Source organism: Pseudomonas argentinensis, from assembly GCF_001839655.2.
Lineage (GTDB): Bacteria > Pseudomonadota > Gammaproteobacteria > Pseudomonadales > Pseudomonadaceae > Aquipseudomonas > Aquipseudomonas argentinensis_B.
On sequence record NZ_CP056087.1, the window covers coordinates 3,497,130 to 3,517,100 of the forward strand.

Below are 19,971 nucleotides of genomic sequence, written 5' to 3' on the forward strand. Positions count from 1 at the left end.
GAAAACAGTTGCAGCGGCTCTAACCGGGCCGACGATTCTGCAAGGTGCGGCGTGCATAGCGCTGCCTCGGCAAACGCTCCTTGTCCCACCGAGTAGTGAGTATGGTCACAATTCAAAGACTTGCGAGTTTCTCGAGCCGTTCAAGTCATCCCGCTCGAGCACCAAGCCATCATACGCAAAAAGCCAGAAATACGGCTACTTATGTGAACGCCGTCAACCTTGTGACGGCCGCAGGTTCCACGCCGCGAGCAGGGTCAGCGCGAACAGCGCGCCCATCAACCAGAAGCTCTGCTGGAAAGCCACCACCTCGGCGGGGAAGTCACCGCCCTCCTGGCGATGGCGCCACTCCAGGAAAAAGGTCAGCAGGTTCACGCCGAAGGCCCCGCCCAGCTGCCGCACGAAGGTGATGGCGCCCGCGCCGTGGGGCACCTGCTCGCGATCGAGCGCATCCAGCGCACCGGTGGTCAGCGCCGGCAGCAGGATGCCCAGGCCGATCCGCCCGATACAGGCCCAGAAACACAGCACCAGGAAGGACGCGCCCGGCTGCAGCCAGCCAAGGCCGACCGAGGACACCACCAGCGCCAGCAGACCCGCGATCAACAGCACGGCCGTCGACAGATGGTCACTCAAGCGCCCGCCCATGAACGAGGCGACGCCCATCACCACCCCGGTCGGCAACAGCAGCAGGCCCGCCCAGCCTGCGCTGTAGCCCTCGATGGCCTGCACATGCAGGGGGATGATGTAGGTGGTGCCGTAAAGCCCCATGCCAAGGGCGAGTGCCACCCAGCTTGCCTTGCGAAAGCCGACGTGCCGCCACAGCGCCAGCGGCAGCAAGGGTCGGCTGCTGAAGCGGCTGCGCCACAGAAACCCGGCGATGGCCGCCAGACCGATCACGCCCGGTGCCCACACCCGCGGTTCGGCCCAGGCGAAACGCTGGGCCTCGGCCAGCGCGCCGAGCGTGGCGAACAGGCCGACGTTGAGCAGCATGAATGCCCAGAGGTCGAGAAACGGAGTATTGCGCTGACGCTCGCTGGGCATCAGGAACAACCCGGCCAGCATGGCCAGGAAACACATGGGCAAGGGCAGCCAGAACACCGCATACCAGCCGAACATATCGACCAGGTAGCCGCCGATGGTCGGCCCCAGGGTGGGCGCGATCATCACCCCGAGCCCATAGGCGCCCAGCGCAGCGCCGCGACCGCCGCCAGCGAATACCCTGAAGATCAGCACCATGGCCAGCGGCTGGACGATGCCGGCGCACAGGCCCTGAATGATGCGCAGGGTGATCAGTTGCCAGGCCGCGCTGGCGACCAGGGCAAGCACCGAGGTGACGATGAACACGGCCAGGCCGGCCTGCGCCGTGGCCCTGGCGCCAAAGCGGGCCTGGGCCCAGGCGGAGAGCAGCAGCCCCGAGGTCATCGCGGCGAGAAAACCGGTGGACAGCCACTGGGCCAGGGGGCGGCCGATGCGAAAGTCGGCCATGATCGCCGGCAGCGCGACGTTGACGCTGGTCGACGCCAGGATCATCGCCATGCTGCCGAGCATCAGCACCATCAGCAGGTAATTCGGATAACGCGGCCCGTAACGTCTCTGCAGCAGAGACAGGTCCTGCATCAACGCCGCTCCAGATTGCCCAGAATGCGTGCGTGCACCTGCTGGCAGCGGCGCAGGTCTTCCTGGTCGATGCCGGCAAACAACTCCTCACGCAGTTGCGTGGAAATCGCCTCGATCTTTTCGATCAGCGGCTTGGCGGGCGGACACAGGGCAATCTTCTTGGCGCGGCGATCTTCGGGTACCGCATGGCGCACCACCAGGCCCTGGGCTTCGAGGCTGTCGAGCAGCCGGGCCAGCGTCGGCCCTTCAACGCCGACGCTCTGCGCCAGTTCGCGCTGGGTCGGCAGTTCGGCGAACCGGCCGATATGCAGCAGCACCAGCCAACGCGCCTGGGAAAGCCCCAGCCCAGCGAGTCGTCGATCCAGTTCTGCGCGCCAGGCACGGGACAATTGCGCCACTTGCATGGCGAAACGATGGGGTTCGTTCGGGGACATGGAGGTCGCTCTTCGAATTATCAAAAACTAATTATTAGCGAGCTAACCATAGCTTTTGGCAGAGAGCAAGATTGCCGTCGTAACCAGATACACCCCTGTCGCCCGTTCGATCAGGCCTCGAACTCCGCCTGCAGCGCGGCGCGCACGCAGTGCAGCACGCCCTCCTCTATACGCCCGGCGAACAGCGGGCTGACCTCGGCGACCGGCGGCAACTCGCCCTCGCCGTCGAGAAAAGCATCCTGAATTTCGCCCAGCAGCTCCTCGGGCAGATCGAGGGCCTGCTGCAGGGAAATCTGCTGCTCGGCAATGGCTTCGGCGAGCATCGCGTAGGCGCTCTTCGGGCTGCAGCCCAGTTGCGTGGCGATCTGGCTCGGCGTCATGCCGGCACGGGCCAGGCTGACCAGCTCGTGACGCAGGTCGACCACCGGCGCTGGCGTGGCATCGCCGGCCAGTACCTCCAGGAACGCCTCGCCGTAGCGCTCCAGCTTGCGGGCACCGACACCGCTGACCCGGGCCATCTCGGCCATCGTGGTCGGCTTGCTGCGCAGCATTTCCAGCAGCGTGGCATCGGGGAAGATCACGTAAGGGGGTACCGCATGCTCCTCGGCCAGGCGCTTGCGCAGGGCGCGCAGCGCTTCCCACTGCTCGCGCTCGTCGCCGCGCACCAGTTGCCGCGCAGCGCTGCCGGAAGCCTTGGCGCTCTGCTGGGGCTTGAGGTCGCGACGCAGCAGCAGGGTCACCTCACCGCGCAGCAAGGGCCGGCAGCTGTCGGACAAACGCAGGCCGCCAAAGCCCTCCAGGTCGACATCCGCCAGGCCGCGGGCGACCAGCTGGCGGAACAGGGAGCGCCACTCGCCTTCGCTGAGCGCGCCGCCCACGCCGAAGACCGACAGGTGCTGATGGCCGAGGCCGCGCATCTTCTCGTTGTCGCGGCCCAGCAGGATGTCCACCAGATGGCCGACGCCATAACGCTGGCCACTGCGATAGATGGCCGACAGCGCCTGGCGGGCCGGCTCGGTGGCATCCCAGGTCTGCACGCCGTCGGTGCAGTTGTCGCAATGCCCGCAGGGCTGCGGCAGTTCTTCATCGAAATAGGCCAGCAGCACCTGGCGACGGCAGCGGGTTTCCTCGCACAGCGCCAGCATGGCGTCGAGCTTGTGCTGCTCCACGCGCTTGTGGCGCTCGTCGCCTTCGGAATTGGCCAGCATCTGCTTGAGAAAGATCATGTCCTGCAGCCCGTAGGCCATCCAGGCATCGGCCGGCAGACCATCGCGCCCGGCGCGGCCGGTTTCCTGGTAATAGGCCTCCAGCGACTTGGGCAGGTCCAGGTGCGCGACGAAGCGCACGTTGGGCTTGTCGATGCCCATGCCGAAGGCGATGGTGGCCACCATGATCAGGCCTTCCTCGTTGAGAAAGCGCTTCTGGTTGAACGCCCGCAGCTCGGCCGGCAGGCCGGCGTGGTAGGGCAACGCCGGGAAGCCCTGCTCGGTCAGGAAACCCGCCACCTCCTCGACCTTCTTGCGCGACAGGCAATAGACGATGCCGGCATCGCTCTTGCGCGCCGCCAGGAAGGCCAGCAGCTGCTTGCGCGGCTGCTCCTTGGGCACGATGCGATAGAAGATGTTGGGCCGGTCGAAACTGGACAGGAAACGCTCGGCATTGTGCAGGTGCAGGCGATTGACGATTTCCTCGCGAGTGCGCATGTCGGCGGTCGCGGTCAGGGCGATGCGCGGCACCTGGGGGAACAGCTCGGCCAGTTGCCCCAGTTGCAGGTACTCGGGACGGAAATCATGGCCCCATTGCGACACGCAGTGGGCTTCGTCGATGGCGAACAGGGCGATCTGCAGCTGCTGCAGGAAGTCCAGCATGCGCGGCTGCACCAGGCGCTCCGGGGCCAGGTAGAGCATCTTGATCTCGCCGCGGCGGATCCGCGCCGCGATGTCGCGCTGCTGCTCGGCCTCCAGGGTGGAATTCAGCGCCACCGCCGCCACACCGAGCTCCTCCAGGGTGGCCACCTGATCGTCCATCAGGGCGATCAACGGAGACACCACCACGGCCAGCCCGTCGCGCAGCAGCGCCGGTACCTGGAAGCACAGCGACTTGCCGCCGCCGGTGGGCATCAGCACCAGCGCATCGCCGCCGCTGGCCACGCGCTCGATGATCGCGCCCTGGCGACCCCGGAAGCTGTCATAGCCGAATACGTCTTTGAGGATGCGTTGCGCCTGCTCGAGCATGTAGGGTCTCCGAATCAAGCGGGGCATTATACGCACCTGGGCCGCAAGGTGCGGCCTTGACACCGCTCTTTACCTGCAACTCTGGCTGCCTGCGCAGGTCTGCACTTGCACGGCAACGCAGATAGTTTTTCAACAGCCTGCTAGAATCCAGCCTCGTTTACTTCTCCAAGGTAGCCACCGATGTCCTTCGCCGAGCAACTGTCCCGCCTGCAAGCCTTCCTCGATGCCGATGACCTGCACGAAGAGGCTCTGGACTATGTCGCCGCCCATGGCTACCTGACGGCCCTGTCCATCTGCCCGGAAAAGATCGAGCCGCGCGAGTGGATCGACGCCCTGTTCTCCGAGCCGCCGCATTACCGCAGTGACGAGGAGCGCGACGAGATCGAAGCCACCCTGATCCAGCTGCAGGCCCATATCGCCCGTCAGCTGGCCAGCGACGACGAGCCGGAAGTGCCGTGCGACCTGGACCTGGGCGACGAGCCGGACGACTCCGACCTGCGCGGCTGGTGCATCGGCTTCATGGAAGGCGTGTTCCTGCGCGAGAGCGTCTGGTTCGACGACGCCGAAGACGAAGTCAGCGAGCTGCTGCTGCCGATCATGGTTGGCTCGGGCCTGTTCGACGAGCAACCGGAGTTCGCCGAGATCGCCCGCGACCGTGACCTGGTCGACAGCATGGTCGATCAGATTCCGGAGCTGCTGACCGCGCTGTTCCTGCTGTGCAACGCCCCCGACGAGAAGCCTGCGCTGCTCAAACCCCGCCCCCACTGATGGCGACGCCGTCGTCATGGCGCGCGAACCCTTCGAAACCCGCAACCCGCTGCTGCGCTATTGCCTGCTGACCCTTGGCTGGCTGAGCGTGGCGCTGGGCGTGCTCGGCATCTTCCTGCCGCTGCTGCCCACCACCCCCTTCCTGCTGCTGGCCGCGGCGTGCTTCATGCGCAGCTCGAAGCGCTTCTACCTGTGGCTGGTGGAACACCCGCGCCTGGGCCCGTGGATCCGCGACTACCTGGCTGGCGAAGGCATCCCGCGCAAGGCCAAGGTCTACGCCATCGGCCTGATGTGGCTGAGCATCGGCCTCTCTTGCTGGCTGGTGCCGCTGATCTGGGCGCGACTGTTCATGCTGACCAGCGCCGTACTGGTCAGCCTGTATATCCTCAAGCAGAAGACCCTGCCGGATCGCCGCTGAACGGCCGCTAACCCTACGCCCGCAAAGCCAGTGTGGTGCCACAGATCAGATGGCGTATCCGAGCGATTGGGCCCATTGGTCGCTCAAAGGCAGAAGCGGCCGTTCCCCATGTAGGGTGGACAATGCTCTTTTTGTCCACCATGCGACCGCAGGGCGGTGGACGGGAGAAGCGTCGTCCACCCTACGCCTGATCCACTGTGGGAGCGGGCCATGCCCGCGAAAAATCACGGGCACGGCCCGTTCCCCATGTAGGGTGGACAACGCTCTTTTTGTCCACCATGCGACCGCAGGACGGTGGACGGGAGAAGCGTCGTCCACCCTACGCCTGATCCATTGTGGGAGCGGGCCATGCCCGCGAAAAATCACAGGCACGGCCCCGTTCCCCATGTAGGGTGGACAACGCTCTTTTTGTCCACCACGCGATCGCAGGGCGGTGGACGGGAGAAGCGTCGTCCACCCTACGCCTGATCCATTGTGGGAGCGGGCCATGCCCGCAAAAAATCACGGGCACGGCCCCGTTCCCCATGTAGGGTGGACAACGCTCTTTTTGTCCACCACGCGACCGCAGGGCGGTGGACGGGAGAAGCGTCGTCCACCCTACGCCTGATCCACTGTGGGAGCGGGCCATGCCCGCGAAAAATCACGGGGCACGGCCCGTTCCCCATGTAGGGTGGACAACGCTCTTTTTGTCCACCATGCGATCGCAGGGCGGTGGACGGGAGAAGCGTCGTCCACCCTACGCCTGATCCATTGTGGGAGCGGGCCATGCCCGCGAAAAAACACGGGCACGGCCCGTTCCCCATGTAGGGTGGACAATGCTCTTTTTGTCCACCATGCGATCGCAGGGCGGTGGACGGGAGAAGCGTCGTCCACCCTACGCCTGGTCCATTGTGGGAGCGGGCCATGCCCGCGAAAAAACACGGGCACGGCCCGTTCCCCATGTAGGGTGGACAATGCTCTTTTTGTCCACCATGCGATCGCAGGGCGGTGGACGGGAGAAGCGTCGTCCACCCTACGCCTGGTCCATTGTGGGAGCGGGCCATGCCCGCGAAAAATCACGGGCACGGCCCGTTCCCACGGGATAGGGTAATGGCCGCTCCCGCCACAGGGCTGCCACCCCAGATTACGATACCCCGCTCGCCGCGTCGGCCAGACCGCGACGCTAGGCGTTCCCACAGGTTCTACAGCACTTCAGGCGCTGGCAATCATCGAGAACCGTAACAGCAATGCCGGTTTGAACCGCTGAAACGCGCTCTAGCTTCAGAAAGCGCGCCTATCGCACGCTCCGCTCGAACGCCGCCTCCAGGGCATCGTTGAGGGTGCGCAGTACCTTGACCCGGGCGAACTGCTTGTCGTTGGCCTCGACCAATGTCCAAGGTGCCAGGCGGGTGCTGGTGCGGTCGACCATATCGCCAACGGCCTCCCGGTACAGCGGCCACTTCTCACGGTTGCGCCAATCCTCCTCGGTGATCTTGAAACGCTTGACCGGGTTGTTCTCACGCTCGCGAAAGCGCAGCAGCTGGGTCTCTTCGTCGATGGCCAGCCAGAACTTCACCAGCACCACGCCGGCGTTGCTCAGCTGCTCCTCGAAGTCATTGATCTCGCCGTAGGCGCGCAGCCAGTCCTCGGGCGCGCAGAACCCCTCGACTCGCTCCACCAGCACCCGGCCATACCAGGAACGATCGAACACGGTGAACTTGCCGCGCGCCGGTATGTGCCGCCAGAAGCGCCACAGGTAGGGCTGCGCGCGCTCCTCGTCGGTTGGCGCCGCGACCGGTACGATGCGGTACTGACGCGGGTCCAGCGCTGCCGCCACACGGCGAATCGCCCCGCCCTTGCCGGCGGCATCATTGCCCTCGAACACCGCGACCAGGGCGTGGCGGCGCATGCGTTTGTCGCGCATCAGCTGCGCCAGGCGCGCCTGTTCCCGGGTCAGCTGCTCGCGGTAATCGGCCTTGGCCAGGCTCAGGCCCATATCCAGGCTGTCGAGCAGGCTGCGCTGGTCGGTTCGCGTCATCAGCGGCGTGGTGTGCGGCAACGGTGCCCGCTCGGCGCTGCCGCGCAGCGCCGCCTGCAGGCCTTCGAGCAGGATGCGCCCGACCGTCAGGCTGCGGTAATTGGCATCGGCACCGGCGACGATGTACCAGGGTGCGTAATCCCGACTGGTGCGCCGCAGCACGTCTTCCCCAGCGCGCACGAACTTGTCGTAGGTCTTCGACTGCTGCCAGTCCAGGGGGCTCAGGCGCCAGCTGTGCAGTGGATCGTCCTGCAGGGTCTTGAGCCGGGTGAGCATCTGCTTCTTGGACAGGTGAAACCAGAACTTGAAGATCAGCGTGCCCTCGTTGCAGAGCATCTGCTCCAGGCCCAGCGCCCCGTCGATGGCGCCGTTGAGCTGATCCTTCTTCAGGTCGCCGTGCACCCGGCCCTGCAGCATCTGGCTGTACCAGTTGCCAAAGAAAATGCCGATGCGCCCCTTGGGCGGCAGCTGCCGCCAGTAACGCCAGGCAGGCGGTCGGGCCAGTTCCTCGTCGGTCTGCTGGTCGAAGGTGCTGACCTGGATGAGCCGGGGGTCCATCCACTCGTTGAGCAGCTTCACCGTCTCGCCCTTGCCTGCGCCCTCGACGCCATTGATCAGGATGATCACCCCATGGCGACCCTGCTCGCGCAGCGCGTACTGGACTTCGAGCAACGCTTCGCGCAGTACCTGCTCTTCGGCAGCGAACGTGGCCTTGTCGATGACGTGGTCGATCTCGGCGGATTCGAACATAAGCACCTCTTCCTGAACGGTGCATGCAGACTAGGGGCCGTTTACCGCTTCGCGCAAGGGACGGCGCTCGGGCTGCCCGGTCCGCTGCTGCAAACGGGCGCATCACGACCGCGCCTTGGCCCTGCTAGAATCGCCGCCCTGCTCGATACAGACCCTCGACAATGGCCGATCAATACGCACAACTCGACTGGAACGAACAGGGCCAGCCCTCCTCGCGCCAGTATGGCGACGTCTACTTTTCCCGGGAAAATGGCCTGGAAGAAACGCGCTACGTGTTTCTCGACAACAACGACCTGCCACGCCGCTTTGCCGCCCTGCCGCCGGGCGAGCAATTGGTGATCGGTGAAACCGGCTTTGGCACCGGGATGAATTTTCTCTGCGCCTGGCAATCGTTCGACGAGCAGGCACCCGCCGGCGCGCACCTGCATTTCGTCAGCGTGGAGAAGCACCCTCTCAACCAGGCGGATCTGCAGCGTGCCCTGGCGCTATGGCCCTCCCTGCAGCGCTACAGTCAGCAGTTGCTCGAGGCCTATCGCTGCCTGAACCCGGGCTTCCAGCGTCTGCTGTTCGACGATGGCCGGGTGGTGCTGACCCTGCTGATCGGCGATGCATTGGCCATGCTGCCGCAACTCGATGCGCGCATCGATGCCTGGTTTCTCGATGGCTTCGCGCCGTCGAAGAACCCCGAGATGTGGACACCGGAGCTGTTCGCGCAGTTGGCCAGGCTGAGCGCACCGGGCACCACGCTGGGCACCTTCACGGCCACCGGCTACGTGCGCCGTGCTCTGGTCGAAGCGGGCTTCGCCATGAAGCGGGTGCCGGGCCTCGGCAAGAAATGGGAAGTGATGTGCGGCGCCTTCACCGGCTCTGCCAGCAATCAGACCAAGCCCTGGTTCGCGCGGCCGACTGATCACCCCTCAGAACGAAACGCCCTGGTGATCGGCGCCGGGCTGGCCGGCTGCGCCACGGCTGCGAGCCTGGCCAGACGCGGCTGGCAGGTCACGGTGCTGGAGCGCCATGGAGCCGCGGCCCAGGAAGCCTCGGGCAACCCCCAGGGCGTTCTCTACCTCAAGCTGTCCGCCCACGGCACCGCCCTGTCGCGGCTGATCGTCGATGGCTTCGGCTACACCAGGCGGCTGCTCGAGCGCCTGCACAAGGGCATGGACTGGGACGATTGCGGCGTGCTGCAACTGGCGTTCGACGAGCGCGAAGCCCAGCGCCAGGCCAGGCTTGCAGCCGCCTTCCCGCCCACGCTGCTCGTCCCACTGGATCGCCAGGAGGCCGAACGGCAGGCCGGTATCGCCCTGGCGAGCGGCGGCTTGTTCTATCCCGATGCCGGCTGGGTGCATCCGCCAGCGCTGTGCGCGCAGTTGCTCGATCATCCCGCAATTCGCATGCACGGCCACCAGGAGGCCCTGAGGCTTGAGCGTATCGACGGCCAGTGGCAGGCACTGGGCAACGAGCAGGTACTGGCCGAGGCGCCAGTGGTGGTGATCTGCAGCGCGGCGGATACCCTGCGCTTCGAACAAAGCGCGCACCTGCCGCTCAAGCGTATCCGCGGGCAGATCAGCCGACTGCCGGCGTCACAACGCAGCGCCGCGCTGAGCACCGTGGTCTGCGCCGAAGGCTATGTAGCGCCCCCGCGCCAGGGGGAGCACACCCTGGGCGCCAGCTTCAACTTCGACAGCGATGACCTGACGCCGAGCAGCGCCGAACACGCCAGCAACCTGGACCTGCTGCGGGAAATCTCAGGCGACCTGGCCGAGCGCCTCGAGGCCGATAAGCTCGACCCGGCCAAGCTGCGGGGCCGTGCCGCCTTTCGTTGCACCAGCCCGGATTACCTGCCGATCATCGGCCCGCTGGCCGATGCCGAGCAGTTCGCGCAGGCCTATGCCGTGCTGGCCCGCGACGCCCGCCAGGTGCCGCCAGTGCCCTGCCCCTGGCAGCAAGGCCTGTACATCAACAGCGGCCACGGCTCCCGCGGGCTGATCACTGCGCCGCTATCCGGCGAACTGATCGCCGCCTGGCTGGAAAACGAACCGCTACCCGTCCCCCGCGACGTTGCCGAAGGCTGCCATCCCAATCGCTTTATGCTGCGGCAGCTGATCCGCAAGGGATGAGTGAACACGACACACCGCTGCCGCCCGCGTTCTGTAAACACCTGCCTTGAGCAATTCGCGGGCATGGACTGGGCGTCCCCGCCCGCTCCCACAATCGACGCCTTGGCAGCGCTCTTTCGGACAGACACCATTCTTTTCTGTGGGAGCGGGCCACGCCGGCGAAGCGATTGCGGCCTCGCTGGGCAGCCAGGACCATCCTACTTCCGCCCATTTTATTGAACGTTCGCCGCGCACGGAGACTCGAAAAAACTCGAGCCTGCTGCGCTGCCTCCCTGCACGCAGCAGCTTTTTCACTGCTCGATCGTCTCCGGCGCGCCCTGGAGCGCACTGGAACTCAGCACCGGTACAACACTGGTACGGACTGACGTTAAGGAGGAACAGAGCCCAGGAAGCATGCGGGCTTTATAGATTATGTGCGGAATAGCAGGCGAACTTCGATTCGATAACCAACCAGCCGACCTGGCTGCCGTTGAACGCATCACCCACCACCTCGCCCCTCGCGGCCCGGATGCCCATGGCTTCCACAGCCGCGGTCCCGTCGCCTTCGGCCACCGCCGCCTGAAGATCATGGACCTCGCCGAGGCCTCGGGCCAGCCGATGATCGACAACGATCTCGGGCTGTCGATGGTCTTCAACGGCGCCATCTACAACTACCCGGAATTGCGCGGCGAGCTCGAGCAGCTCGGCTATCGCTTCTTCTCCGGGGGTGACACCGAGGTGCTGCTCAAGGGCTATCACGCCTGGGGCGCCGACCTGCTGCCCAAGCTCAATGGCATGTTCGCCTTCGCCATCTGGGAGCGCGACAGCGGGCAGCTGTTCATCGCTCGTGATCGCCTGGGCGTGAAGCCGCTGTACCTGTCCAAGACCAAGGAGCGCCTGCGCTTTGCCTCCAGCCTGCCGGCGCTGCTCAAAGGCGGCGATATCGGCAAGACCCTGGATCCGATCGCCCTCAACCACTACCTGAACTTCCATGCCGTGGTACCCGCACCACGCACCATCCTCGCCGGCGTGGAGAAACTGCCGCCAGCCACCTGGATGCGTATCGACACCAATGGCAAGGTCGAGCAGCAGGTCTGGTGGACGCTGAACTTCGGCCCGAACGCCGACGAAGCCAACTTCACCTTCGAAGACTGGCGCGACGCCACCCTGGACAGCATGCGCGAAGCCGTCGAGATCCGTCAGCGTGCCGCCGTGGATGTCGGCGTACTGCTGTCGGGCGGCGTCGATTCCAGCATGCTGGTCGGCCTGCTGCGCGAAGCCGGTGTCGACAACCTGCTGACCTTCTCCATCGGCTTCCAGGATGCCGGCGGCGAGCGCGGCGACGAATTCCAGTATTCGGACCTGATCGCCAAGCGCTTCGAAACCCAGCACCACCAGCTGCGCATCGGCGAGAACGAGATTCTCGATCAGCTGCCGGCCGCCTTCCGCGCCATGAGCGAGCCGATGGTCAGCCACGACTGCATTGCCTTCTACCTGCTCTCCCGGGAAGTGGCCAAACACTGCAAGGTGGTACAGAGCGGCCAGGGCGCCGACGAGCTGTTCGCCGGCTATCACTGGTACCCGCTGGTCGATGGCGCTGACGATGCCTATAGCGCCTATCGCAAGGCCTTCTTCGACCGCGAGCACGAGGAGTACGCCGCCTGCGTGCAGCCAGCCTGGTTGACCGATGACGTGTCCGGCGAATTCGTCCGCCAGCACTTCGCCCAGCCGGGCGCCAGCGCTGCCGTGGACAAGGCGCTGCGCCTGGACAGCACGGTGATGCTGGTCGACGACCCGGTCAAACGCGTCGACAACATGACCATGGCCTGGGGCCTCGAAGCCCGTACGCCGTTCCTGGATTACCGTGTGGCGGAATTGTCGGCGCGCATCCCAGGTCGGTTCAAACTGCCGGAAGGCGGCAAGTACGTGCTCAAGGAGGCGGCCCGCAAGGTCATTCCGGCCGAGGTCATCGACCGCAAGAAGGGTTACTTCCCGGTGCCGGGCCTCAAGCACCTGGAAGGCGCGACCCTGGGTTGGGTGCGCGACCTGCTGGTCGACCCGGCCCATGACCGCGGCATCTTCAACCCGCAGATGCTCGACCGCCTGCTCATTGACCCACAAGGCCAGCTGACGCCCCTGCGCGGCTCCAAGCTGTGGCAGATGGCGGCGCTGAACCTGTGGTTGAGCGAACAGGGCCTGTAACGACGAATCGGGGGAGCTGCGGCTCCCTCGCTCCCAACTGCAAGGGCCGTATCCGCCTCGCTGCGGATTATCAGACAGGCCATTCGATAGCCGGCAATGCCGGTAATGCGCAAGCAAAGGAACATTCTTCAATGCGAGCCACTGCCCATAACCAACGCCTTCTCCGGGGCCAATCCCCCTCCTACGAGCGCCTGCAGGCACGGTTTGCCGAGGAGCACGGCGATGGCATCAGCCAGCCGCAAATCGTTCACTGCGGCTGGGGCCGGCTACTGATTGGCCACACCTTCCCCGATGCCGCCGTGCTGGCCGAGGAGCTGCTCAGCGAGCAACCCGGTGAGCGTGATATCGCGCTCTATGTCGCGGCGCCCCAGCAGGTACTCGCCCACGCGCCGCAGCAACTGTTTCTCGACCCCTCGGATACCCTGCGCCTGTGGTTCAGCGACTACCGCCAAGCCCGCCGCGGCTTTCGCGGTTTTCGCGTACGTCGGGCGCAAACCGAAGCGGACTGGCAGGCGATCAACTGCCTGTACCAGACCCGCGGCATGCTGCCGCTCGATCCGGAGAAGCTCACCCCACGCCACCAGGGCGGCCCGGTCTACTGGCTGGCCGAGGATGAAGACAGCGGTGCGGTGATCGGCAGCGTGATGGGCCTCAATCACCAGAAGGCCTATCAGGATCCCGAGCTGGGCAGCAGCCTCTGGTGCCTGGCCGTCGACCCGGCCTGCAGCCGCCCGGGCGTAGGCGAAGTGCTGGTACGCCACCTGGTCGAACACTTCATGAGCCGCGGCCTCAACCACCTCGACCTGTCGGTGCTGCACGACAACGACCAGGCCAAGAAGCTGTACGCCAAGCTTGGCTTTCGGGAACTGCAGACCTTCAGCATCAAGCGCAAGAACGGTATCAACCAGCCCCTGTTCCTCGGCCCGGGGCCGGATGACAAGCTCAACCCCTACGCGCGCATCATCGTCGACGAGGCCCGTCGGCGTGGCATCGATGCGCAGATCGACGACGCCGAAGCCGGCCTGTTCACCCTGAGCCAGGGCGGCCGGCGTATTCGCTGCCGCGAGTCGCTGACCGACCTGACCAGCGCCGTGACCATGACCCTCTGCCAGGACAAACGCCTGACCCATCGCACCCTGAGCCGCGCCGGCCTGAGCCTGCCGGCCCAGCGCCTGGCCGGCAGCGCCGAGGACAATGCGGCGTTCTTGGCCGAGCACGGCAGCCTGGTGGTCAAGCCCGTGGATGGCGAGCAGGGCCAGGGCGTTGCCGTGGATTTGCGCACACCTGCCGAGGTGCAGGCTGCCATCGAGCGTGCCCGCCCGTTCGACGAACGCGTCTTGCTGGAGAGCTACCACCAAGGCTTCGACCTGCGCATCGTGGTCATCGGTTTCGAAGTGGTCGCCGCCGCGATTCGCCGCCCCGCCGAAGTGCTGGGTGACGGCCGCCATACCATCGGCGAGCTGATCGATGCCCAGAGCCGTCGCCGCCAGGCCGCCACCGGCGGCGAGAGCCGTATCCCCAAGGACGCCGAAACCCTGCGCACCCTGCACGCTGCCGGTTACGACTATGACAGCGTGCTGCCCCAGGGCAAGCGCATGGCCGTGCGCAAGACCGCCAACCTGCACACCGGCGGCATTCTCGAAGACGTCACCGGCATTCTGCACCCCACGCTTGCCGAGGCAGCCGTCAAGGCGGCTCGCGCGCTGGACATCCCGGTGGTCGGCCTCGATCTGCTGGTACCCGCCGCGGATCAACCCGAGTACGTGTTCATCGAAGCCAACGAGCGCGCGGGGCTGGCCAACCATGAGCCCCAGCCGACCGCCGAGCGGTTCATCGACCTGCTGTTCCCCCTGAGCCATGGGGTCGGCGACTGACCACCGATCTGCCACCAGGCGTGGGCCTACGCGATGGCATGCACCCATGCGCGTAGGCGCACCGCCCGGCGCGAATCGATAGCAGTCCTGGCGCATTGCTGCATGGGCCCGCTAGCCGATTGCAGCCGCATGCGGGCAGTCCGTCACGCTTCAACCTGGCCGAGGCAACCGAGAGCGCCAATGCCGGTCAGGCCTTGAAACCCTGGCGGCAAATGCAGGTCAGGATGTAACACAGCGCAAATTTGTCCGTCCGTCGATAGGCGTCACGCAGTCACCAGAGACAGACGCCGCCCGGCGGCCCGCCCCGTCCTAGATGGAGAGCCCATGTCGCAAATTCCAGAACCCGATGTCGAGTACATGCAAAAAGTCCTGCTGGAGATGCTCGCCATTCCCAGCCCCACCGGTTTTACCGACACCATCGTGCGCTACGTCGCCGAGCGTCTGAGCGAAATCGGTATCCCCTTCGAAATGACCCGCCGCGGCACCATTCGCGGCACCCTCAAAGGGCGACGCGACAGCCCTGACCGCGCTGTGTCCGTGCACCTGGACACCATCGGTGCCATGGTTCGCGAGATCAAGGACAACGGCCGTCTGTGCCTGACCGCCGTGGGCTGCTGGTCCAGCCGCTTCGCCGAAGGCAGCCGGGTCAGCGTGTTCAGCGACCATGGCGTATTCCGCGGCAGCGTCCTGCCCCTGCTCGCCTCCGGGCACGCCTTCAACACCGAAGTGGACCAGCTGCCGATCTCCTGGGATCACGTTGAACTGCGCCTGGATGCCCTGATCGCCAGCCGCGCCGACTGCGAAAGCCTGGGGGTATCGGTGGGCGACTTCGTGGCCTTCGATCCGCTGCCCGAGTTCACCGAAAGTGGCCATATCAGCGCACGCCACCTGGACGACAAGGCCGGCGTCGCCGCCCTGCTCGCCGCGCTCAAGGCGGTGGTGGAAAGCGGCCAGGAGCCGCCCATCGACTGCCACCCGCTGTTCACCATCACCGAAGAAGTCGGCTCCGGCGCGGCCGCCGCGCTGCCCTGGGACGTAAGTGAATTCGTGGGTATCGACATCGCCCCGGTCGCCACCGGCCAGCGCTCCACCGAACATACGGTCAGCGTGGCCATGCACGACTCCGGCGGCCCCTACGACTATCACCTGTCGCGGCAACTGCTGCGCCTGGCCAGCGAGAACGAGATCCCGGTGCGCCGCGACCTGTTCCGCTACTACCACAGCGACGCCCAGTCCGCCGTCACCGCCGGCCACGATATCCGCACGGCGCTGATCGCCTTCGGCTGCGACGCCACCCACGGCTACGAACGCACCCATATCGACAGCCTCGCGGCCCTCTCCCGCCTGCTCGGCGCCTACCTGCTCAGCCCGCCGGTATTCGCCAGCGATGCGCAGCCGGAAAACGGCTCGCTGGAACGCTTCAGCCACCAGCTGGAACATGATGCGCAGATGGAGCCGGATACGCGGGTGCCGACGGTGGATAGCTTGGTGGGGAATCGGGAGAGAGACGGCTAAGGCGCAACGCGGCGGGTGGCTAGCGACAATTGCGTGGGAGCCGCGACTCGCGGCGAATCCGCAAATTAACATCAAGGCCTCTAGGAGGCCTTGTGTTTATTGCGCCGAGACTGGCGCTCTTAGACTGTCATAGCGCCATGTGGCGGTAAGACTGCATGGTTAGCAAATGAATCTTGCGCCTGGGCTCGTTGCTACAATCCCTAATCGAGGGGCTGTCTTGCCGATCGCCGCAAGTACATCCAATCGACGATCTCACCCTCTGGGGTATAACCGCAGACCGTTTCGCGCAGCAGTTGACGCACCCGGTCGTAGTCGTCCTGCTCGACGGCTTTGAGCAGATTCTCGACGACCACCTTGAAGGACTCCCAGGGCAGGTGCTCTTCGTTGGCGCGCATGATCATCGGGTGCTCGGTGGGGCTCACGTTGTCACCGATCAGCAGCTCTTCATAGAGTTTCTCACCTGGACGCAAACCGGTGAACTCTATGGCGATATCACCATTGGGATTTTCGTCCGAGGCGATACTGAGCCCCGTGAGATGGATCATCTTCTCGGCCAGCTCGGCGATCTTCACCGGTTGGCCCATATCCAGCACGAACACATCGCCACCCTGCCCCATGGAACCGGCCTGGATCACCAGTTGGGCGGCTTCGGGGATGGTCATGAAGTAACGCGTGATATTGGGGTGGGTAACCGTCACCGGGCCACCCTTGCGAATCTGCTCGTAGAACCGCGGAATCACCGAGCCTGAAGAACCGAGCACATTGCCGAAACGCACCATGGTGAAACGGGTCTTGTTGACCTGGTGCACACCTTCCTTATCGCCGAACAGCACGGGCGCAGGCTCCCGGCTCAAAGCCTGCAGCACCATCTCAGCCAAACGCTTGGTGCTGCCCATCACATTGGTAGGCCGCACGGCCTTGTCGGTGGAGATCAACACGAAGTGCTCGACACCAGCCTTCAAAGCGGCCTGGGCCGTATGCAACGAACCCAACACATTGTTCAATACGCCTTCGGCGATATTGTGCTCAACCATGGGCACATGCTTGTAGGCGGCCGCGTGGTAAACGGTATTCACATCCCAGGCACGCAACAGTTCGACCTGGCGCTGCTGGTTACGTACCGAGCCTAGGATCGGCACCAGACGCACCGCCAGCGACTCACGACGGATCCGCTGCTCCAGCTCGCCATGAATGGCGTAGAGGTTGAACTCGCTGTGCTCGAACAACAGCAGCGTTTTCGGGCCGGAGCCAAGTATCTGTCGGCACAACTCGGAACCGATCGAGCCGCCGGCCCCGGTTACCATTACCACCCGGCCACGGATGCACCGCTCGAACAACTCGCGTTGCGGAGGCACGGTGTCCCGTCCCAGCAGGTCTGCTATATCGACCTCTTGTACATCCTCGACCTTTACCCGACCACTGGCCAGATCCATGAAGCCGGGCACAGTGCGCACATGCAGGGGGTATTGTTCCAGTGCTTCGAGTACCTCTCGGCGACGTGTACGTGATGCCGATGGCAATGCCATCAGGATCTCGGTAGCGCCCGTATCATCGATCATTTGCTGGATATGACGCGGCGAGTACACGCGCAGCCCGGCGATAATGCGGTTGGCGATGTTGGGGTCGTCGTCGATAAAAGCTACCGGGCGCTTCCTACGCCCCATCCGCAAGGCCGCGGCCAACTGATTACCCGCCGAGCCTGCGCCATAAATGGCCACCGGCGGAGCACATGCATCACGGCTGCTGAACTTGAAGGGTTGATCAGCGGCGAACCAGTGCCCCATGAAGAACTGGCGCATCGCCAGGCGCAGCCCGCCGATCAACATGATGCTCAGCCACCAGTAATTGAACACCATGGAGCGGGGAATCACCGCCCGCGCATCCTGATGCCAGTAGATCGCCAATGCCAGAATCAATGCCGATAGAGAGACCGCCTTGGCGATGGCGATAAGCGCCTCGGTGCCAAAATAACGCATGACGGCGCGGTACATACCACAACGAATAAACAATGGAATGGAGATAAGGGGCGCCAACACAAAGAGCCACAGGTGGCCGTCAAGCGGATAAACCTCTTCGAAATCCCCCAGGCGAACGACAAAGGCCAGCCACAATGCCGCCCATACCAGCATCACGTCGACGGCCACCTGGATCAGACGTTTTTGGCGACGGCGCAGCCGTACCAGACGAGTACGCAGCAGCTCAGCAGACCTCAACAAAACAACACCTCATATCCCTGGAGCAAGCCATGGCCAGGCAAAACCTGGCAGCGCGAGTAGTTCCGAAATCGCCCTGATTGCTTAAATAGACAGCGCGGTTCAACGCTGCAAAACCGTTCCGGGCGCATGCAGCGCACCATCTTCGACTACAACATGATAACCAGCACAGCAACCGGCCTGCAGCCAGGCCCTGGCACCTACCTTTACCCCTCCCGCGAGTTGCACGCCAACACCCAGGTGAGCGAAGTCACCCAGCACTGCGTCGTGATCAACGGTCGCATTGGCGTTCACGATAGCACCATGACCGAGCACAGCGCCCACACCGACCATCGCCATAGCCATTACCGCAACGCCATTACCCACCTCGGCATCGTTGCTGACAAAGGCCCGCGGATGAATGACTGTCGCCAGGGGCAGCCCGGCGGCCTCGATCAGCAGGCTCCATCGTTCGCGCAGCGCATTGTTGCCAACCGCAGCAATCGCTGCACTGCCGGAGCTGGCGTGAGCAGCAAGGTCATCCGGTTTGCCGACCACCGCTATACCATAAAGCTCGCTCAAGCCAGGCCATCTATCATCCAGAAAACGGACGGACTGCCACTGGCCGGAGAGTAGCGCCGCTTCGGCAACCGCCCTGCCATGGCCACCAGCGCCCAGTATCAGCAATGTGTTTTTCATTTTGACTCCAGTGCCCCGGCCTTGAACCTGGCTGCCAAAAAAACCAGCGGAAGATAAGCAATCAACAAACCGATAGTACCGTCCACGCCACCAAAGCCGACCCACAGGGCGATAGGGAGCAGCCATAACAGGTTGATGGCGGTTACCGCCAAGGTCACAGGCAGGTGGCGGCCGTAATGGCGCGAGGCATATTGATAAGCATGGCTTCTGTGCGCTTCGTAAACACGATCACCACGCAGAAGCCGGCGCAATAGCGTATAGGTGGCATCGACGATAAAAACGCCGAGCAATATCAACCAGGCCCACAACAGCTCCGGCGATGCCGCCGCAGCCTGCAGCGAAAGAACGCCAAGCGTGATCCCCAGGAAACCACTGCCGGCATCGCCCATGAAAATGCGCGCCGGTGGAAAGTTCCAGATCAGGAAGCCGAACACCGCAGCAGCCAGAGACAGCACGGTAACCAATGCGCCTTGGGTATCTCCAAGCCAGGCATAAAGCAATGCGCCTCCGATACAGACGCAGATGGCCTCCACGCTGGCGATACCGTCGATACCATCCATGAAGTTGTAGAGATTGAGCAGCCAGACCAGATAGATCGCAGCCAACAGATGGCCAAACCAACCAAGATCGACCAGGGTGCCGAACAGACTGATCGCTGGCAGCCCATCCAGCCAGAACAGCGCCCAGCCGGCAGCCGCAAAATGCCCGAGCAAACGCCAGCGAGCGGCGATGTGCCCATGATCGTCAAGAAAGCCGACCACGGCCACCAGCCCACCCGCGCCACACAAGGCGAACGCGACGGAACTGTCTACCTGGTCAAGCAGGGCCAGGCCAAGCACTGCGAAAATAAAGCACAGCACGATGGCTACGCCGCCGCCGCGCGGCGTGGGTACCGAGTGAGAACTACGTGCGTTGGGGATATCCATAAGGCTGCTAGCCAGTGCATAGCGCCTCAATAACCAGGTCAGCAAACACGACAGGCTGGCAATGACCAGCAAAACGGTGATCAACAAGTAACTTCTCCTGAGAACCTGTTCACGATCTAGCGAGCTAGAGCGATACAAGGCAAAAACAAGCGAGGAAGCGGAGTTTACAAGTGGTAAATGAGCATTCCGAGCTTGTTTTTAACGCAGTAGCGCCGACGCGCAGCAGATC

13 protein-coding genes are annotated in these 19,971 nt (G+C 64.3%); 6 read left to right on the top strand and 7 right to left on the bottom strand.

Annotated features, from left to right (window positions below):
• Positions 1–213: 213 nt before the first annotated feature.
• The 3 genes from SA190iCDA_RS15615 to recQ all read right to left on the bottom strand — a co-directional run bounded on the left by SA190iCDA_RS15615 (position 214) and on the right by recQ (position 4,282).
• Positions 214–1,614: a DHA2 family efflux MFS transporter permease subunit gene (locus tag SA190iCDA_RS15615; protein ID WP_070886296.1), complete on the bottom strand. Its 1,401-nt coding sequence runs from the start codon at positions 1,612–1,614 to the stop codon at positions 214–216.
• Positions 1,614–2,048: a MarR family transcriptional regulator gene (locus tag SA190iCDA_RS15620; protein WP_070886297.1), complete on the bottom strand. Its 435-nt coding sequence runs from the start codon at positions 2,046–2,048 to the stop codon at positions 1,614–1,616. The genes SA190iCDA_RS15615 and SA190iCDA_RS15620 overlap by 1 nt, the downstream gene beginning before the upstream one ends.
• 110 nt (positions 2,049–2,158) lie before the next feature.
• The gene (recQ, locus tag SA190iCDA_RS15625) at positions 2,159–4,282 is read right to left on the bottom strand and encodes a DNA helicase RecQ (protein ID WP_070886298.1); all 2,124 of its coding nucleotides are present in this window, start codon (positions 4,280–4,282) and stop codon (positions 2,159–2,161) included.
• 180 nt (positions 4,283–4,462) lie between these two features.
• Between recQ and SA190iCDA_RS15630 the strand changes: the two genes are divergently transcribed.
• Positions 4,463–5,050, top strand: coding sequence for a YecA family protein (locus tag SA190iCDA_RS15630; RefSeq protein ID WP_070886299.1), 588 nt, complete (start codon positions 4,463–4,465; stop codon positions 5,048–5,050).
• 16 nt (positions 5,051–5,066) lie between these two features.
• Positions 5,067–5,468 (top strand): YbaN family protein, encoded by a 402-nt coding sequence (locus SA190iCDA_RS15635; protein ID WP_070886300.1) that lies wholly within the window; start codon positions 5,067–5,069, stop codon positions 5,466–5,468.
• A 1,273-nt stretch (positions 5,469–6,741) separates the two neighbouring features.
• On the opposite strand, the gene pap is transcribed toward SA190iCDA_RS15635, so the two are convergent.
• Positions 6,742–8,235, bottom strand: coding sequence for a polyphosphate:AMP phosphotransferase (gene pap / locus SA190iCDA_RS15640; protein WP_070886301.1), 1,494 nt, complete (start codon positions 8,233–8,235; stop codon positions 6,742–6,744).
• Between the two features lie 161 nt (positions 8,236–8,396).
• On the opposite strand from pap, the gene mnmC reads away from it, so the two are divergent.
• The 4 genes from mnmC to SA190iCDA_RS15660 all read left to right on the top strand — a co-directional run bounded on the left by mnmC (position 8,397) and on the right by SA190iCDA_RS15660 (position 15,925).
• Positions 8,397–10,355, top strand: a complete 1,959-nt coding sequence (gene mnmC / locus SA190iCDA_RS15645; RefSeq protein WP_070886302.1) for a bifunctional tRNA (5-methylaminomethyl-2-thiouridine)(34)-methyltransferase MnmD/FAD-dependent 5-carboxymethylaminomethyl-2-thiouridine(34) oxidoreductase MnmC — start codon at positions 8,397–8,399, stop codon at positions 10,353–10,355.
• A gap of 411 nt (positions 10,356–10,766) precedes the next feature.
• Positions 10,767–12,536: an N-acetylglutaminylglutamine amidotransferase gene (locus SA190iCDA_RS15650; protein WP_070886303.1), complete on the top strand. Its 1,770-nt coding sequence runs from the start codon at positions 10,767–10,769 to the stop codon at positions 12,534–12,536.
• Between the two features lie 131 nt (positions 12,537–12,667).
• Positions 12,668–14,410, top strand: coding sequence for an N-acetylglutaminylglutamine synthetase (gene ngg / locus SA190iCDA_RS15655; RefSeq protein ID WP_070886304.1), 1,743 nt, complete (start codon positions 12,668–12,670; stop codon positions 14,408–14,410).
• Positions 14,411–14,734: 324 nt separating this feature from the next.
• Entirely contained in the window at positions 14,735–15,925 is a 1,191-nt protein-coding gene (locus tag SA190iCDA_RS15660) for an osmoprotectant NAGGN system M42 family peptidase (RefSeq protein WP_070886305.1), read from the top strand.
• A 200-nt stretch (positions 15,926–16,125) separates the two neighbouring features.
• Here the strand turns inward: SA190iCDA_RS15660 and SA190iCDA_RS15665 are convergent, their stop codons facing one another.
• The 3 genes from SA190iCDA_RS15665 to SA190iCDA_RS15675 all read right to left on the bottom strand — a co-directional run bounded on the left by SA190iCDA_RS15665 (position 16,126) and on the right by SA190iCDA_RS15675 (position 19,823).
• Entirely contained in the window at positions 16,126–18,054 is a 1,929-nt protein-coding gene (locus SA190iCDA_RS15665) for a nucleoside-diphosphate sugar epimerase/dehydratase (protein WP_170833957.1), read from the bottom strand.
• Positions 18,055–18,240: 186 nt separating this feature from the next.
• Positions 18,241–18,816 carry an acetyltransferase gene (locus SA190iCDA_RS15670; RefSeq protein WP_083329810.1) on the bottom strand — a complete coding sequence of 192 codons (576 nt, stop codon included), beginning with the start codon at positions 18,814–18,816 and terminating at the stop codon, positions 18,241–18,243.
• Positions 18,813–19,823 carry an MraY family glycosyltransferase gene (locus tag SA190iCDA_RS15675; protein WP_070886575.1) on the bottom strand — a complete coding sequence of 337 codons (1,011 nt, stop codon included), beginning with the start codon at positions 19,821–19,823 and terminating at the stop codon, positions 18,813–18,815. The genes SA190iCDA_RS15670 and SA190iCDA_RS15675 overlap by 4 nt, the downstream gene beginning before the upstream one ends.
• Between the last annotated feature and the right edge of the window lie 148 nt (positions 19,824–19,971).

What these genes read in the sequence shown, in the direction of transcription:
- SA190iCDA_RS15615 (WP_070886296.1), bottom strand. Translation starts at nt 1,614, where the DNA reads ATGCAGGACCTGTCTCTGCTGCAGAGACGTTACGGGCCGCGTTATCCG.
- SA190iCDA_RS15620 (WP_070886297.1), bottom strand. Translation starts at nt 2,048, where the DNA reads ATGTCCCCGAACGAACCCCATCGTTTCGCCATGCAAGTGGCGCAATTG.
- recQ (WP_070886298.1), bottom strand. Translation starts at nt 4,282, where the DNA reads ATGCTCGAGCAGGCGCAACGCATCCTCAAAGACGTATTCGGCTATGAC.
- SA190iCDA_RS15630 (WP_070886299.1), top strand. Translation starts at nt 4,463, where the DNA reads ATGTCCTTCGCCGAGCAACTGTCCCGCCTGCAAGCCTTCCTCGATGCC.
- SA190iCDA_RS15635 (WP_070886300.1), top strand. Translation starts at nt 5,067, where the DNA reads ATGGCGCGCGAACCCTTCGAAACCCGCAACCCGCTGCTGCGCTATTGC.
- pap (WP_070886301.1), bottom strand. Translation starts at nt 8,235, where the DNA reads ATGTTCGAATCCGCCGAGATCGACCACGTCATCGACAAGGCCACGTTC.
- mnmC (WP_070886302.1), top strand. Translation starts at nt 8,397, where the DNA reads ATGGCCGATCAATACGCACAACTCGACTGGAACGAACAGGGCCAGCCC.
- SA190iCDA_RS15650 (WP_070886303.1), top strand. Translation starts at nt 10,767, where the DNA reads ATGTGCGGAATAGCAGGCGAACTTCGATTCGATAACCAACCAGCCGAC.
- ngg (WP_070886304.1), top strand. Translation starts at nt 12,668, where the DNA reads ATGCGAGCCACTGCCCATAACCAACGCCTTCTCCGGGGCCAATCCCCC.
- SA190iCDA_RS15660 (WP_070886305.1), top strand. Translation starts at nt 14,735, where the DNA reads ATGTCGCAAATTCCAGAACCCGATGTCGAGTACATGCAAAAAGTCCTG.
- SA190iCDA_RS15665 (WP_170833957.1), bottom strand. Translation starts at nt 18,054, where the DNA reads ATGCTGGTATGGGCGGCATTGTGGCTGGCCTTTGTCGTTCGCCTGGGG.
- SA190iCDA_RS15670 (WP_083329810.1), bottom strand. Translation starts at nt 18,816, where the DNA reads ATGAAAAACACATTGCTGATACTGGGCGCTGGTGGCCATGGCAGGGCG.